13 protein-coding genes and 1 pseudogene are annotated in these 15445 nt (G+C 72.5%); 3 read left to right on the top strand and 11 right to left on the bottom strand.

What is annotated here, in order from left to right; all coding sequences use genetic code 11:
• From ACGFIZ_RS33160 to ACGFIZ_RS33130, 7 genes and pseudogenes are all read right to left on the bottom strand, one after another.
• Nucleotides 1-399 (bottom strand): annotated as a pseudogene (locus ACGFIZ_RS33160) (hypothetical protein); the annotation flags it as partial.
• Between the two features lie 169 nt (nt 400-568).
• The gene (locus ACGFIZ_RS33155; protein ID WP_393427004.1) at nt 569-1162 is read right to left on the bottom strand and encodes an NTP transferase domain-containing protein; all 594 of its coding nucleotides are present in this window, start codon (nt 1160-1162) and stop codon (nt 569-571) included.
• 188 nt (nt 1163-1350) lie between these two features.
• Nucleotides 1351-3060, bottom strand: coding sequence for a bifunctional 3'-5' exonuclease/DNA polymerase (locus tag ACGFIZ_RS33150; protein WP_393427001.1), 1710 nt, complete (start codon nt 3058-3060; stop codon nt 1351-1353).
• Nucleotides 3061-3087: 27 nt separating this feature from the next.
• Nucleotides 3088-4041, bottom strand: a complete 954-nt coding sequence (locus tag ACGFIZ_RS33145) for a carbohydrate ABC transporter permease (protein WP_393426998.1) — start codon at nt 4039-4041, stop codon at nt 3088-3090.
• 13 nt (nt 4042-4054) lie between these two features.
• On the bottom strand, nt 4055-4996 hold the full coding sequence (locus tag ACGFIZ_RS33140) for a sugar ABC transporter permease (RefSeq protein ID WP_347667961.1): 942 nt from the start codon (nt 4994-4996) through the stop codon (nt 4055-4057).
• 36 nt (nt 4997-5032) lie between these two features.
• Nucleotides 5033-6448, bottom strand: a complete 1416-nt coding sequence (ngcE, locus tag ACGFIZ_RS33135) for an N-acetylglucosamine/diacetylchitobiose ABC transporter substrate-binding protein (RefSeq protein ID WP_393426995.1) — start codon at nt 6446-6448, stop codon at nt 5033-5035.
• Nucleotides 6449-6473: 25 nt separating this feature from the next.
• Complete coding sequence (locus tag ACGFIZ_RS33130; RefSeq protein WP_393426992.1) at nt 6474-7436, bottom strand: MurR/RpiR family transcriptional regulator; 963 nt, start codon at nt 7434-7436, stop codon at nt 6474-6476.
• A gap of 199 nt (nt 7437-7635) precedes the next feature.
• On the opposite strand from ACGFIZ_RS33130, the gene ACGFIZ_RS33125 reads away from it, so the two are divergent.
• Complete coding sequence (locus ACGFIZ_RS33125; protein ID WP_393426989.1) at nt 7636-8625, top strand: N-acetylglucosamine kinase; 990 nt, start codon at nt 7636-7638, stop codon at nt 8623-8625.
• Between the two features lie 41 nt (nt 8626-8666).
• Here ACGFIZ_RS33125 and ACGFIZ_RS33120 read toward each other — a convergent pair whose 3' ends face one another.
• The 3 genes from ACGFIZ_RS33120 to ngcE (ACGFIZ_RS33110) are packed head-to-tail and all read right to left on the bottom strand — an operon-like array spanning nt 8667 to nt 11944.
• Nucleotides 8667-9572 (bottom strand): carbohydrate ABC transporter permease, encoded by a 906-nt coding sequence (locus tag ACGFIZ_RS33120; protein WP_393426986.1) that lies wholly within the window; start codon nt 9570-9572, stop codon nt 8667-8669.
• The gene (locus tag ACGFIZ_RS33115; RefSeq protein WP_393426984.1) at nt 9569-10477 is read right to left on the bottom strand and encodes a carbohydrate ABC transporter permease; all 909 of its coding nucleotides are present in this window, start codon (nt 10475-10477) and stop codon (nt 9569-9571) included. Before ACGFIZ_RS33115 ends, ACGFIZ_RS33120 begins: the two co-directional genes overlap by 4 nt.
• 54 nt (nt 10478-10531) lie before the next feature.
• Nucleotides 10532-11944, bottom strand: coding sequence for an N-acetylglucosamine/diacetylchitobiose ABC transporter substrate-binding protein (gene ngcE / locus ACGFIZ_RS33110; protein ID WP_393426981.1), 1413 nt, complete (start codon nt 11942-11944; stop codon nt 10532-10534).
• Nucleotides 11945-12153: 209 nt separating this feature from the next.
• Here ngcE (ACGFIZ_RS33110) and ACGFIZ_RS33105 point away from each other — a divergent pair, with 209 nt between their 5' ends.
• Nucleotides 12154-13683: an acyltransferase gene (locus tag ACGFIZ_RS33105; RefSeq protein ID WP_393426978.1), complete on the top strand. Its 1530-nt coding sequence runs from the start codon at nt 12154-12156 to the stop codon at nt 13681-13683.
• A gap of 169 nt (nt 13684-13852) precedes the next feature.
• Here the strand turns inward: ACGFIZ_RS33105 and ACGFIZ_RS33100 are convergent, their stop codons facing one another.
• Complete coding sequence (locus tag ACGFIZ_RS33100; RefSeq protein WP_393426975.1) at nt 13853-14350, bottom strand: Tat pathway signal sequence domain protein; 498 nt, start codon at nt 14348-14350, stop codon at nt 13853-13855.
• A gap of 462 nt (nt 14351-14812) precedes the next feature.
• Here ACGFIZ_RS33100 and ACGFIZ_RS33095 point away from each other — a divergent pair, with 462 nt between their 5' ends.
• Nucleotides 14813-15397 (top strand): TetR/AcrR family transcriptional regulator, encoded by a 585-nt coding sequence (locus ACGFIZ_RS33095; protein ID WP_393426974.1) that lies wholly within the window; start codon nt 14813-14815, stop codon nt 15395-15397.
• Nucleotides 15398-15445: the final 48 nt, after the last annotated feature.

Raw genomic sequence — 15445 nt, 5'->3', positions numbered from 1 at the left:
GGCCTGCTTCAGTGTGGGGCGTCGGTCGCGTCCGCCGCCCCACGTCCACCACTCGTGCAGCAGGTTCCACATCGCACGGGCCGCGTGGCCCTGAATGTCGAGTGCGGCGGCCTGCTGCGCAGTGGGGGCGAGGCGACGTACGTATCCGTGGTTGACCTTCACGACGCGCCTCTCTTCCTCCACGGCCGCCACGACGGCGGGAATGAACAGCAGAGGAACCGTCACGAGGCCCACAACGCCGGCGAGGACGGCCAACAGCGGGCCGGCCAACGGACCGCCGGGATTGGAATTCGTCGCGACCGCGTACACGAGCAAGCCCAGGTAGGCGACGACACCTTCGACGACGACCACCAGCCAGGCAGCGACAGCCCCAGCCAGATGCCGGGCGACAATGGCCATGTTGCTCTCCCCGTTCCGTGGTTCATCCACATGAGTCACCACGTTGGCGCGACCCTACCACGGTACGGCCGGGTCGTCGGCCCCTCAGCGAGCCGAACGCGGGGAGCGACGGCGGCCGAGGACCCCCGGTCCCCGCGCCCCCGACCCCGCCGTCGGGAACCCGGACGGGTCACACGCCGACCCGCTGGGGCGGGACGCTGAGGCCGTACAGGGCCATCAACTCCGGGGTGTCGACCCGGCTGCCGTCGGCCACCGAGTCGCAGGCGATGTCCACGATCTCGTCCTTGTGCGCCAGCAGGTACGGGCGGGCGCCCACGTCCGCGCTGGCCAGCGTCGCGATGCCGGACCAGTGCCGGCGACCGAAGAGCATCGGGTAGCCGCGCAGCCCCTCGTAGGTGGCGCAGACCAGCACGTTCGGGTACGGCAGCGCCGCCACCCGCCGCACCGCGGCGGCGGTGAGGCCCGGCATGTCCACCGGCATCACCACGACCGCCTCGATTCTCTCGTCGGTCAGCGCGGCCAGGCCGGCCCGGATCGAGGACCCGACGCCGGTGCCCCAGGCCCGGTTGACCACGACCGTGGCCCCTGTCAGGTTCGTCATCTCACGGACCTGGTCCGCCGCCGGGCCCAGCACGACGACGATCTGCCCGCACCCCGCCTCGGTCAGCGTGTCGACCATCCGGTCCACCAGGGGCAGATCGCCCTGGTGGAGCAGCGCCTCCGGGCCGCCGATGCGGCGTCCGCCGCCGGCAGCGATGATCATTCCTGCGGTCCGGTTCAGCGGGCCACCTCCACTGTCGACGGGGACCCGCCCAGCCGCACACCACGCCCGTCCCCTCGTACGCACATGGGATGCAACGAGCGCACCGGCGATGGGTGGCGGGGCGAAACGGATATTTGCCGCAGTACGGCCATCCGGCCCGGGCCGCGGACGTCCGCCGTCGCCGGCCGTCAGGCCGCGTCGGCGTAGCACTCCACGACGGACAGGTCCAGGGGGAACCGGACCGGGGTCTCGCCGAACAGCAGGGCCGTCGCCCGAGCGCCGCTGTCGCGCACCGCCTCGGCCACCGCGTCGGCCTGCTCGGCCGGGCAGTGCACGACCACCTCGTCGTGCTGGAAGAAGACGAGCTCGGCGGCGGTGCCGGCGAGCGCCGTCCGCAGCGTGGCGAGCAGCGTCGAGGCCCACTCGGCGGCGGTGGCCTGGATGACGAAGTTGCGGGTGAACCGCCCCCGGGACCGGGCCGCCCGGGCTCGGGGCCCCTGCGGCTCGGCCGCCCCGTCCGGCTCGGGCACGGCGTCCTCGCCGTCGGGGGACCCCACCCCGCCGGGCGGGCACGTCCGCCCCAGCCAGGATCGGACCAGCCCGCCGGCCTCCCCGGTGCGGGCCGCCGCCTCGACGTACCCGAAGGCGGTCGGATAGCTGCGCCTGAGCACCGCGAGGGCGGGGACGGCCGCGCCGCCGGTCTGCCCGTACATCGCGCCGAGCAGGGCCACCTTCGCCCGGGCCCGGTCACCGCCGAAGGCGTCCTGAGCGAGGGCGGCGTACAGGTCGCCGGCCCCGCCCGCGGCGGCGAGCCGGGCGTCGCCGGAGACCGCGGCGAGCACCCGGGGCTCCAACTGGCCGGCGTCGGCCACGACGAACCGCCAGCCCGGATCGGCCACCACCGCCCGGCGGATCACCTTCGGGATCTGCAACGCCCCGCCGCCCCTGGTCGCCCACCGGCCGGAGACCACCCCGCCCGGAACGTACTCGGGATGGAACCGGCCGCCGCGCACCCAGGCGTCCCGCCACGCCCAGCCGTGCGCCGTCCAGATCCGGTAGAGCTCCTTGTACTCCAGCACCAGCGGCACGGCCGGATGGTCCACCCCGCGCAGCACCCAGGCGCGGGTGTTCGGCAGCTCGACGCCCGCCCGGGCGAACGCCCTCAGCAGCTCGGCCGGGGAGTCGGCGTGCAGCTGGCGCAGCCCGAACGCCTCGGCGATCCGGGTGGCCAACTCGGCGAGCCGGCGGGGCGGGCCGCCGACCGGGGACGGCTCGCCCAGCAGCTCGGTCAGGACGGCATCGTGCACGTCGGCCCGCCACGGCAGGCCGGCCGCGCCCATCTCCGTCGCGACGAGGGCGCCGGCCGACTCGGCGGCGACCAGCAGCCGGAACCGGCCGGGGTGGTCGGTGGCGGCGACACGGGCGAGCTGATCGGCGTACACCCGGGTCAGGGCCTCGACGCCCGGCCCAGGCGGGCCGGGCAGTGTGTCGAACAGCGCGCCCTGACCGTGTCCGGGCGGCTCGGCTGGGCGGGCCGGCGGATCGGGGGGCACCGGCGCCCCGGTCAACCGGGCCCACGCGGCGGCGAACGAGCGCGGCTCGCCCCACCGGCCGGCGTAACCGAGCAGCAGCGCCTCGGTCAGCTCGACGTCGTGGCAGCGGTCGAGCCGGACCCCGGCGCGCAGCAGCGCCGGGTAGTCGGCGGCCCCGGAGGCCCAGACCCAGCGCGGGTGCCCGACGGCCTCCCGGGCGGCCACCGCGGCGGCGAGGTCGGCCACCGGCTCGGCCGGGCCGCTCGGCCGGCCGTCGGCGCCGAGCGGCTGCAGCACGCCGCCGCCCCGCTCGTCCGACACCACCGCCACCAGCACGTACGCGATTCTGCCTCGCGCCTGCGACACTCCCGGACCGGGCCGCCGGGGCGGGAACTACTTGCTGACGCCGGCCGTGAGGCCGGACTGCACCTGCCGCTGGAACACGACGTACACGATCAGCACCGGCAGCATGGCCATCGTCACCCCGGCGAACAGGCCGCTCCAGTCGGAGCGGTAGCCCTGGTTGACCGACAGCTCGATCAGCCCCTGGGCGATCACCTGGTTCTTCGGCTCCCCCGCCACCGACTGCATCAGCAGCGTCGGCAGGTACCACTGGTTCCACTGGCCGAGCACGTTGAAGATGCCGATGCTGATCAGGCCGGGCCTGGCCATCGGCAGCATGACGCTGAAGAACAACCGGCTGTGCGAGGCCCCGTCGACCAGCGCGGCCTCGGCGATCGAGTCGGGCAGCGTCCGGAAGAACGAGTGCATGAAGAAGATCGTGAACGACAGCGACCAGGCCACGTAGACCAGGATCAGCATGACGTGGCTGTTCGGGCCGAGCAGCGGCAGGACGATGCCCGTGTTGTAGACGCCCTTGAACAGCGGCACCGCGGCGAGGTAGATGGGCAGCGTCAGGCCGGACAGGAACATGTAGTAGATCAGCCGGTTGCCGCGGAACTCGTACCGGGCCAGCACGTACGCGGCCATCGAGCCGAGCAGCATGGTCAGGAAGACGCTGCCGGCCAGGACCAGCACCGTGTTCAGGAAGAACGCGCCGAGGTGGCCGGCCCCCCAGGCGCGGGAGAAGTTCTCCCAGTGCAGCCGGTCCGGGATCAGCGACAGGGGCTCCCGGATGACCTCCGAGTCGTCCTTGAACGCCGACATCACCACCCACAGCAGCGGGTAGATCACCATGACGGCCCAGACCACCAGGAACAGGTGGGAGAAGCCGGTGAAGACGCGCCCGCCGATCCCGCGGCCGGTGCCGGGCGGCGCCGGCCGCGGGGGCGGGGTCCGCCGGTCGGGGCGGGTCAGCCCCTCGGACGGGTGGGTCGCCGTGCTCATCGTCCAAGCCCCCTCAGAACTCGATCCGCTCACGGCGGGTGATTCGCAGTTGCAGCGCGGCCAGCAGGATCGTGAAGATCGCCAGCGCCACGCCCATCGCGCAGGCGTAGCCGAACTGGCCCTTCTGGAACGCGGTGAAGTTGAGCACCGACGCGAAGATCTCGCTGGCGTGGTTGGGGCCGCCCTGGCTGGGCGTCATCACGAAGACCAGGGCGTACATGTCCAGCGCGATGAAGCCGAGGTACACCCAGGCCACCGAGACGGTGTCCCGCAGCAGCGGCAGCGTGATGCGGAAGAACGTGTGGAACGGGCCGGCGCCGTCGAGGAGGGCCGCCTCGTAGATGTCCCTGGGGATCGACTGCATCGCCGCCGAGAACAGCACCATGTAGAAGCCGGCGCCGCTCCAGACCGCGATCAGCAGCAGCCACCAGAGCACCGCGGGCACGCCGAGGAAGGGCTCGGGGTCGGCGGTGAAGGCGATCGGGTTGTCGGGGTCGACCAGGCCGATCTTCATCAGCAGGCCGTTGACCAGGCCCTGGCCGTCGGAGCGGTAGATCTGCTGCCACATCACGGCGATCACCACGAGCGACAGGACCTGCGGGAAGAAGAAGATCACCTTGTAGAAGCCGGAGCCGAACACGCCCCGGACGCCGGCCCTGTCCTCGCGTCCGCCCACGTTGAGCAGGAACGCGAGGAACAGGGCCAGCGCGATCGTGAACAGCGGCACGGTCACCAGGAAGAACACGTTGTGCCAGAACGCCTTCCTGATGAGCTCGTCGGAGAACAGCCGGACGTAGTTGTCCAGCCCGACGAACTCCTGCCTGTCGGAGTAGCCGCCCCAGTTGGTCAGCGAGTAGCCGGCCGCCTGGGCGAAGGGCCACACCACGTAGAAGAGGTACAGCGCGACGGGCAGGGCCAGGAAACCCGTGACGAAGCGCGCGACACCGTGCCGCATCGTGTTCACCTGATCCTTCGAGGGATGCCCCGGCCCTCAGGCCGTCCGGGTCTGCTTCTTGATCGACGAGTCCTTGGCCACCTTGTCGGCCGCGGCCTGCATCTTGTCGACGAACTGCTGCGCGGTGAGCCGGCCGGCCATCAGCTCCTCGGAGAGGTTCTGGCTCTCCTTGTCCAGGTCGGCGTAGAAGTCCCAGAGCTTGACCTTGATCAGGTCCTTCGGGGCGTTGGCCATCAGTGCGTTGGCGGTGGCCAGCGCCGAGTCCTGCACCCCGTCGCCGGAGCCCTTGGTGGAGGCGAGCGACTTGGTCAGCGTGGCGAACTTGGCGGAGCCGGACTTGGACAGGACGGCCCGCAGGAACTCCTTCGCCGCCGCCTTGTTGGGGGCCTTGCTGGGCACCACGAGGCCCTCGCCGGCGCCGGCGAAGACGTCCTTGGGCGCCTTGTCGGTGGCGCCCAGGCTCCAGTAGTCCGACAGCTTCATCTCGAAGCCCGGCGGGATGGTGTTGGCCATCTCGTTCTTCAGCCAGGTGCCGACCTGGATGAACGCCGCCTTGCCGTCGAGCCAGGCCTGCTGGGACTGGGTGTGGTTGAGGTTGCCCGGCAGGAGCAGCTTGTCCTTGACCAGCTTCTCCCACGCCTCCAGCGCCGGCAGGACGCCGTCGGCCTTCCAGGCGTTCTCCTTGAGGTTGTCGATGTCGAGGATCGCCTGCTTGCCGGCGGACTTCCACACCGTCGCCAGCAGCGCCCAGCGGGGGTAGTAGCCGTGCACCGCGTCGTGCACGTACGGGGCGATGCCCTTGGCCTTGATCTTCGGCGCGAGGGCGAAGAACTCGTCGAACGTCTTCGGCGGCTCCCAGCCCTCCTTGGTGAACAGGGCGCCGTTGTACCAGTTGCCCCACACGGTGTAGGCGACGTTGACCACGAAGAACTTGCCCTGGAAGGTGCCGTCGGCCACGGTGCCGGGCAGCAGCGTGTCGGCGACCGTGCCCTCGCTGTCCCAGGCCGGGGCGGTGAGCAGGTCGTCCAGCGGCTCGATGGCGCCCTCGTTGACCAGGGTGCTGATGTCCATCATGTCGGCGCCCGAGTTCATGACGAGGTCGCTGGGCTGGGTCGCCATCTTGGGCTGCTCTTCGGTCTTGATCTTCTGGGTGGAGCTCATGTTGACGGTGACGCCGGCGTGCTTGGCGTTGAAGACGGCCTTGTCCTCCTTGGCCCACTGGTCGCCGAGGCCGCCATTGAAGATCACCACCTTGACGGCGCTGCCGTCCTTGACGCCGAACGGGTTGTCCTTGCTCTTGGCGGCGCCAGCGTCGTCGGGCTTGCTCGGCTCGCTGCCCGCGCAGGCGCTGAGCAGGCCGGCGGCCGGGGTGACGAGCAGACCCGCGGCGGCGGCGCGGCGCAGCAGGCTCCGGCGGCTGAGGTCGGCCGCGTTCTCGGGGGTAACGGACATCGTCGTCTCTCCTTGTGGTGTCGGGTCAGGCGGTGCGCCGGAGGCGCCCGGCGGCCTTGTGCCCGTCGACGGCCTGGGCGGTACGCCGGAAGGCCGCGTGGGCGCGGTTGTGGGTGCGCTGGGCGACGGCGACGTAGAGCAGGTCGAGCACGACCAGCTGCGGGTGCCGGGCCGACAGCGCGTCGGGGCGGAAGGTGGTCGCCTGGCTGGCGGTGACCAGCACGACGTCGGCCAGCTCGGCCAGCGGCGAGCGCGGGAAGCCGGTGAGCGCCACCGTGGTCGCGCCGTGGCTGCCGGCCTCGGCGAGCATCTCGATGGTCTCCCGGGTCTGCCCCGTGTGCGAGATGCCCAGCGCCACGTCGCCGGGGCCCAGCAGCGCGGCACTGGCCAGGCCCTCGTGCACGTCGCTCCAGGCCCACGCGGCCACCCCGATGCGGTGCAGGCTGAACTGCATCTCCTCGCCGACCAGCGCGGAGCCGGAGGAGCCGAAGATGTTGACCCGGCCGGCGCCGGCGATGGCCACCGCCGCCCGCTCCACCTCGGCGAGGTCGAGCAGCGCGGCCGTGTCGTGCATGGCCCGGGTGTCGGCGGCCATGATCTGGTCGAGCACCCGCTCCAGGGGGTCGCCGGGCTGGATCTCGCGTCCGATGTCGACGGTCCAGCCGGCGGAGCGGGCCCGGCCGGTCTCGGCGGCGATGCCGAGCCGCAGGTCGGCGTACCCCTCGAAGCCCATCGCCCGGCAGAACCGGGTGACGGTGGCCGGCGAGGTGCCGCTGCGCTCGGCCAGCTCCACGATGGTCGCCCGGGCGGCGCCCTCCGGGTCGCTGAGCACGTGCTCGGCGACCCGGCGCAGCGCGCCGGTCAGCTCCGCCGTGCCGGCCCGGACCCGGGCGAGCACGCCCTCGGCCGGCAGCGCGCCCCGCCGGTCAACCGCCTCGGCGTCGACCACCGCGGTGCCCGCGGGGATGTCCACCTCGTGATCGACCATCGACAGCCTTTCACAAAAGAGTGTTAACTGTTAGTGGTAAAAGTTCTTACTAAAGGGCCCTTCCTGTCAAGGCCGTGGTCGAAGTTTTCAAACTGTTACCTGCCGCACCGCCACCGGCACGGCCGCGGATCTTGCCCCCCGCGACCGGGTCGACCAGCATGAACCCGCCCGCCAGCAACGTCCCAGGGAGGCCCAGCGGATGTCCGACACCGTCGTGGTCGGTCTCGACGTCGGAGGTACGTCCACCCGGGCGGCCGCCCTGACCCTGACCGGGGAGCGCCTCGGCACCGGCCGGGCCGGCGGGGGCAACCCCACCAGCCACGGCGCCGAGCGGGCCGCCGAGGAGATCGCCGCCGCCCTGCGCGACGCGCTGGCCGACGTGGCCCCGGCCCGGGTGCGCGCCGGCGTGATCGGGCTCGCCGGCGCGGGCCGGCTGCACGCCGACCCCGCCGGGCGGGCCGCGTTCGACCGGGCCTGGCGCGAAGCCGGCCTGCGCTGCCCGTACGCGGTGCACGGCGACGCCCTCGTCGCGTACGCCTCGGGCACCGCGGGCCCGGACGGCACGGTGCTGATCGCGGGCACCGGCGCCATCGCCGCCGGGATCCGCGGCCTGCGGCTGGACCGCGTCGCGGACGGGCACGGCTGGCTGCTCGGCGACGCCGGCTCGGGGTTCTGGCTGGGCCGCGAGGCCGTCCGCCGGCTCCTGGCCGACCTGGACCGGGGGCGGGAACCGGGCACCCTGGGCGCCCGGCTGCTCACGGAGCTGCTCGGCTCCGACCGGGTCGCCGCCCGACCCCGGGACACGGTGGACGCGCTCATCCAGGCCGTCACCCGCCGCCCGCCGGTCGAGCTGGCCCGGCTCGCGCCCCTGGTGGTGTCCGCCGCCGTCGACGCGGAGCCGGTCGCCGTCGGGCTGATCGAGGAGGCCGCCGGTCACCTGGCGGACAGCGTCGCGCGGATCCGGCCGGCCGGCACGGTCGAGCCGGTGGTCCTCGGCGGCGGCCTGCTCACGGCGGACACCCCGCTGGCCGCGGCCGTACGCGCGGAGGCGGCGCGGCGCTGGCCGGACGCCCCGCTGGGCACGGCCGGCGACGGCGCCGCCGCGGCGGCCTGGCTCGCCGCCCGGGACCTGCCCGAGGTCACCGACCCGGCCGCCCTGCACCCGCTGCTGGTGCCGCCGGCGCCCTGACCGGCGCGGGCGACGCCCTGACCGGCGCCGGCGGCCGCCCGCTACTTGAGCTGGCCGGCGGTCAGGCCAGTCTGGACCTGCCGTTGGAAGGCCACGTACACCAGCAGCACCGGCAGCACGGCGATGGTGAGGCCGGCGAAGAGCTGGGCGTAGTCGCCCGCGTACCCCTGGCTGACCGACAACGCGGCCAGTCCCTGGGCCAGCATCCACTTCGAGTCGTCGCCCTGCAGCAGCACCTGCGGCAGCAGGAACTGGTTCCAGTGGCTGAGGAAGTTGAAGATGGCGACGCTGATCATCCCCGGGCGGGCCATCGGCAGCATCACGCGGAAGAACAGCCGGAAGTGGCCGCAGCCGTCGACCAGCGCCGCCTCCGCCACCGACGTGGGCAGGGTGCGGAAGAACGCGGTGAGGAAGAAGACCGTGAACGGCAACGAGTACGCGGCGTAGACCAGGACCAGCCCCGTCCAGGTGCCGAACAGCCCGGCGTTGCGCACGACGAAGAACAGCGGCACCAGGGCCAGGAAGACCGGGAACATCAGGCCGCCGACGAACAGGTAGTAGGCGAGCTGCCGGCCCCGGAACTCGTAGCGGGCGAAGACGTACGCGGCGGTGGCGCCCATCAGCATGGTGAGGGCGACCGAGCCGGTGACGACGATCGCGCTGTTGAGGAAGTACCGGCCGATGTGCGCGGTGGTCCACGCCCGGGCCCAGTTGTCGAAGCGCAGCGCGCCGGGCAGGCCCCACGGGTCGGCCAGGATCTCCGCGTTGCTCTTGAACGAGCTGAGGAACATCCACAGCAGCGGCAGCACGGTCAGCGCGCCCCAGAACAGCAGGAAGCCGTGCGAGAGGGCGTTCACCACGCCCAGGTCGCGACGGACGGCCCGGCCCGCACCGGCGGCCCGGTCCCGGTCGGCGGCGACGCCGGCTGGCTTGTCGAGGGTGGTCACGAGAGCTCGATCCGTTCCCTTCGGCCGACCCGCAGCGCCAGCACGGCCACCGACAGGGTCAGGAAGAACATCACCACGCCGATCGCCGAGGCGTAGCCGAACTTGGTCTCGCTGCCGAACGCGGTGTCGTACAGCCGCACGCCGATCACGTCGGAGGAGAAGTTGGGGCCGCCGTTGGTCATCAGCTGGACCAGGATGAAGCCGTCCAGCGCGGCGATGGCCAGGTAGATCCAGGCGACCTGCACGGTGTCCCACAGCAGCGGGATGGTGATCCGGCGCAGCGTCGTCCAGCGGGACGCGCCGTCGAGCAGCACCGCCTCGTAGATCTCCCGCGGGATCGCCGACATGGCCGCGCCGAAGAGCACCACGTAGAAGCCGACGTTGGCCCAGACCATCACCGCCAGCACGCACCAGAACGCGAAGCGCGGGTCGCCGAGCCAGGGCGGTGCGGGCAGCCCGACCGCGCGCAGGATGCCGTTGAGCAGCCCGGCGTTGGGCTGGTAGACCTCCTTCCACAGCGCCGCGATGATCACCACCGAGAGCACCTGCGGGAAGAAGTAGACGGTGCGGTAGAACGCGCTCCCGCGCACCCCGGTGACCCCGGCCCGGCCCCGGCGCCCACCCATGCTGAGCATGGTGGCGAAGAACAGGCCGAGCGCGATGGTCAACACCGGCACCAGGGCGAGCAGGATCGCGTTGTTCTGCAACGCGTTCCAGACGTAGTCGTCGTGCCACAGGGCCCGGAAGTTGGCCAGGCCCACCGGGTTGGCCTCCGCCGAGTAGCCCAGCCAGTCGGTGGTGGAGATCTGGAACGCCTGCAGGTACGGCGAGACGACGAAGACGACGTACAGCAGCAGCGGCGGCACCAGGAAGGTGAGGATCAGCGGGTACTTGCCGTGTTTCATTGCCCTACTCTCCGGCGGCGGCCGGGCGGGGTGTCGCCCCGCCCGGCCGGGGTGTCAGGCGGCCCGCTTGTACTTCTTGACCGAGCTGTCCTGGGCGATCGAGTCGGCGCCCTTCTGGCACTGGTCCAGGAACTCCGCCGGGCCGATCCGCCCGCTGAAGAACTCGCCGCACGCGGCGTCGACCAGGTTGCGCTCCAGCTTGCGGTAGTAGTTGTTGTAGACCCAGTTGAACCCGTTGGACCCGGACGCGTCGAGGGCCTTGACCACGGTGGTGAGCCCGAACGGCAGCTCCACGCCCTCGGAGGCCCCGGCCACCACGGTGAGGCTGGCCACCTTCTTCGTGAAGTCCTGGGCGCCCTTCTTGGACAGCATGGTCCGGAAGTAGTCCAGCCCGCCCGCCACGTTCTTCGCCTTCGCCGGCACCATGAACGGCTCGCCGGCAGTGCCCCGGATCGCCTCGAACGGCAGCTTGTCGCCGCTGCCCAGGCTCGGCGTCGGCGCCACGGTCATGTTGAACCCGGCCGGGGTGACCGACTTCTGCTCGTTCTCCAGCCAGGAGCCGCAGGAGATGAAGGCGGCCTTGCCCTGGCACCACGCCGTCTGCGACTGGACGTGGTCCAGCCCGGGCGTGCCGTCGAGGATGAACTTGTCCTTGACGATCTGGTGCCAGGCGTCGGCGGCGGCCTTCATCGCGTCGGACTTCCAGGCGTTGGGCTCCAGGTTGTCGATCGCGGTGGCCACCGAGGGGCCGCCGAACTTGATCGCGGTGGAGATCACCGGCCAGCTCATGTAGCGGGGGTGCTTGCCCGCGTACGTCCAGGGGGCGATGCCGGCGGCCTTGATCTGCTTGCACAGGGCGATGTGCTCGTCCCAGGTCTTCGCGTACTCCCAGCCACGGTCGGCGAAGAGCTTGGTGGAGTGCCAGATGCCGTAGACGGTGTAGGTGTAGTTCAGCACCAGGAACTTGCCGTCGTACGAGCCGACCTCCACCGCGCCCGGCAGCAGCGTCTCCTTGACGGTCTTGCCGGGGATGTCGAGGCTCGGGGCCGAGAGCAGCTCGCCGAGGTCGGCGAGGGCGTTCTGGGAGACCAGTCCGTTGAAGTCGATCTGGTCCTTGCCGGAGTTGTTGACCACGTCCGGCGGGGTGCCGTCGACGAAGCGGGGCTGGAGGGTCTTGGCGATCTCCTGGGTGGCCGAGTGCTTCATCTTCGCCTTCGGGTACCGCTCGGTGTACATGGCCTCGTGGGCCTTGGCGTAGTCCTCGCCGAACCCGCCGTTGAAGATCATGACCTCCAGCGGGGCGTCCTCCTTCACGCCCAGCGGGTTCTGCTCGCTCCTGGTGCCCTTGTACACCTCGGTGCCACCCTTGTCGCCGCCGGAGGTGGCGCAGCCGGCGAGCAGGCCGGCGGCGGGGGTGGCCAGCAGGCCGGCGGCGGCGCTGCGCCGCAGGATGTCACGCCTGTTCATGCTCTCTCCTCGGTTCGGTACGGGCAGCCGCCGGTTTTCCAGGGGGTGACGGCCGCCGCGCGAGGCACGGGGGGACCTACCTGTTGCTAGTCTTCATCTCATCGAACGGTACTGAAGAATTTCTACGGCAGGAGCGCGCCGACTTCAAGACCGGGCCACCGAACCGTTATCCTCCCCGGCCATCCCGCCGCTCGCCTAGTCTCATTTCCATGCGCCGCCTCCGGCAGCTCGCCGAGCGCACGCCGGCCACGCGGGAACGCTACGTCGACCTGCTGCGCGCGATCGCGATCACGATGGTGGTCCTCGGTCACTGGGCCGTCACCGTGATCACGCGGGATGCGGTCGGGCGGCCCGCCGGCCACTCCGCCCTGCAGGACCTGCCGTGGGCGTACCCGTTGACCTGGGCGGCCCAGGTGCTGCCGGTCTTCTTCCTCGTCGGCGGCTACGCCAACGCCGCCTCGCTCGCCTCCCGCCGCGCCCGCGGCGGGGACGCCGCCGGCTGGCTGCTCGACCGCAGCGCCCGGCTGGTCCCGCCGACCACCGTCCTGCTGCTGGTGCTCGCCGTCGGCGCGGGCGGTGCCCGTCTGTGGGGCGTCGAGCCGGGCTTCGTCCGCACCGCGGTCTGGACCGCCACCATCCCGCTGTGGTTCCTCGTGCCCTACCTGGCCGCCGTCGCCCTCACCCCGCCGATGCACGCGCTGCACCGCCGCTTCGGGCTGGTCGTGCCGGTCGCTCTGGTGGGCCTGGTCGCCCTCGGCGACCTGGGCCGGCTGCTCGGCCCGGCGGCGCTGGCCGCCGGCAACAGCCTGGCCGCCTGGCTCGCCGTCCACCAGGTCGGATTCGCCTGGTACGACGCCCGCACCCGGCCCGCCGCGGCGGCACCCGCGCGGCGCCCCGGGTCGACCGGAGGGGCTCACCCCCTGCCCGCCTCCCGGCGGTTCGCGACGGCCCTGCTGGTGGGCGGCTTCGGCACGCTGCTGCTGCTCACCACGGTCGGGCCGTACCCGATCTCGATGCTGCACCTGCCCGGCCAGCGGCTGCAGAACGACGGGCCGCCGAGCCTGGCGCTGCTCGCCCTGGCCACCGCCCAGCTCGGGGGAATCCTGCTGCTGCGGGAGCCGGCGCGGCGGTGGCTGCGCCGGCCCGGGCCCTGGCAGGCGGTGATCGCGGTCAACGCCGTCGTGCTGACCGTCTTCCTCTGGCATCTCACGGCCGTCCTGCTGCTGGTCGGCCTGCTGGACGCGGTCGGGGCGCTGCCCACGCCGCCGGTCGGCTCGGCGGCCTGGTACGCCTGGCGGGTGCCGTGGCTGCTGATGCTCGCCGCGCTGCTGGCCGGCCTGGTCGCCGTCTTCGGCCCGATCGAGGCCCGCGCCGGACGGCGTCGACCACCGTCGCCGCACGGACCCGAGCCACGGCCGCCCGCGCCCGGCGATCCTGGGCCCGGCCGACCACCCGCGCCCGGCGATGCGGGACCGGGCCTACCGACCGCGCCCGCCGGCCCGGGACCGCACCCGGTCAGCACGGCCCGGCCCGCGCACCGGTTCCGGGCCGTGCTGGTGGTGGCCGGCTACGCCGCCGCGGCGGCGGGCCTGCTGGTCAACGCCCTGACCCCGCGGGACGCTCCGGAGCCGCTGGGCCTGCCCGCCCCGGCGCTGGCGGCGTACCTGGCCGGGGTGGGTCTGCTGCGGCTGCTCAGGTCCGGCTGGGGCGGCCGGGGGCGGGTCAGTTCACGTAGGTGACGGGGCTGCCGGTCACGCTGGTGTCGCGGACCGGCCCGTACGACGCCGAGAAGTAGGCGGTGGTGAAGCAGGTGCCCGGCCCGGTGACCTTGGTGAACACCTGGTTGGTGAAGGTGATGGACGTGGTGGTGTTGTTCGCCGTACCGGTGACGGTGTTGCCGTTCGCCCGCTAGACGCAGGTGATGTCGCCCAGCACGGTGCGCAGCGAGATGGTGCTCTGGATCGGGGCGGTGGTGGTGCCGGTCAGGGTGGCCGCGCCGCCGCCGGTCACCGAGGTGGCGTACGGGAGGTTGTCGACCCGCACGCTGTTTACCCCGGTCGTGCCGAGCACGTTGCTGCTGCAGGTGCCGACGCTCTGTGCGGTGAGCCGCTCGGTGGCGGTCCCCGGCGCGGGCGGGTTGGTCAGGACGGTGGCGCTGAAGCTGGACGCGGCGCACGACACGCCGGTCGTCCCGGTGGTGGACGAGTAGAACGTGGCGGTGGTGCCCGTCTTCAGGCTCGCCTGCAGGACGTCGCCGACCGCCACGGCCGGGCCACCCACACTGCTGTGGGTGATCACGGCGACGGCGAGGGGGGACGGGTCGGCGGAGGCCGGGGCCGCCGCGACGAGGGAGCCGAGCAGCGCCGCGGCGGCGAGGCCGGCGGCGGTGCGTCCGTACCTGGGCATGGTCGATCCTAATGAGGGGGACGGTGGCGGGACGGCCGCGGCCGGACCGGCGGGCCACCGCGCCCGGCTCGGGACCGGGCGCTGTCGGACGGGCCGCGACGGCCACGGCGGGACGGCTCAGGGCCGGTGGAGGACCCGCCGCCGGGGGACCGCCGGCGGCGGGACGACTGTGCACGGTCGAGCCCGGGCGCCCGACGGGGGCGGGCCGAGCCGACGCCTTGGGCCGGTCAGCGACCGACGCCGGCTGGCGCACTGCGGCGGAGCCGCGTCACCTGCGCCTCCGCGACCTTGGGAGCGGCCGTGCGGTCGGCGATAATGACGACCATCGAGCCTCCTTCGGCGCTGCCGGTGCGGCCATCCAACGACGATGACCATCAGTGAGGTGACCGAAACCCAATGTGGTGAAGTTATAAACCCCGGAGGGTCGCAAAGTCAATCTTAAATCCATGGCGGTCGATGTCGATGGCGGTGGCACCCCACCCCGAGACAGCCAGGGCGACCCCCCTGCCGGGCGCCCGTCCCGGACGCGACCCCGAGCGGGCGATCAAGCGCGGGCCGCGCCGCCTGTCGGCCGAGGTGGTCGCCGTGACCCAGCGCGACCGCCTGTTCGACGGACTGGTCCGCGAGGTGGCGGAGAAGGGGTACGACAACGCCCGGGTCACCGACATCTGCCGGGCCGCCGGGGTGACCTGGCCCGCCTTCTACGCCCTCTTCGCCGGCAAGGAGGACCAGGACGAGATGGACGCGCTGGACGCCGGCGTCCGGCGCTACCTCGCCCTCCGGGGACCGGCGAGCGACGAGTCGGATCCGCAGCCCGGGAACAGGCACGTGTCCTGGCGGGTCCGTACCTACCGGCGGGAGCCGGGGCCGACCGTACGGGTGCTCGCCGCGCCCTCCGGCGACGCGGGTCACCGGGCCAACACCGCCGACACGCAGCGGTACTGGGCCGAACTGCTGCGGCCCGCTCCGGGGGACCGGGTCCTGGTCGTCACCTCGGCCGTCTACCGATTTGAGGCGAGAGGGCTGCCGTCTTCAGGCGGCAGGTGAATCGCTGCCCTGATGCTGCTCTGTCAGTTACGTGCCGTGCGTATACTA

It is taken from the genome of Micromonospora sp. NPDC048830 (assembly GCF_043198215.1).
Lineage (GTDB): Bacteria > Actinomycetota > Actinomycetes > Mycobacteriales > Micromonosporaceae > Micromonospora.
This window is presented reverse-complemented; position numbering and strand designations above follow the sequence as displayed.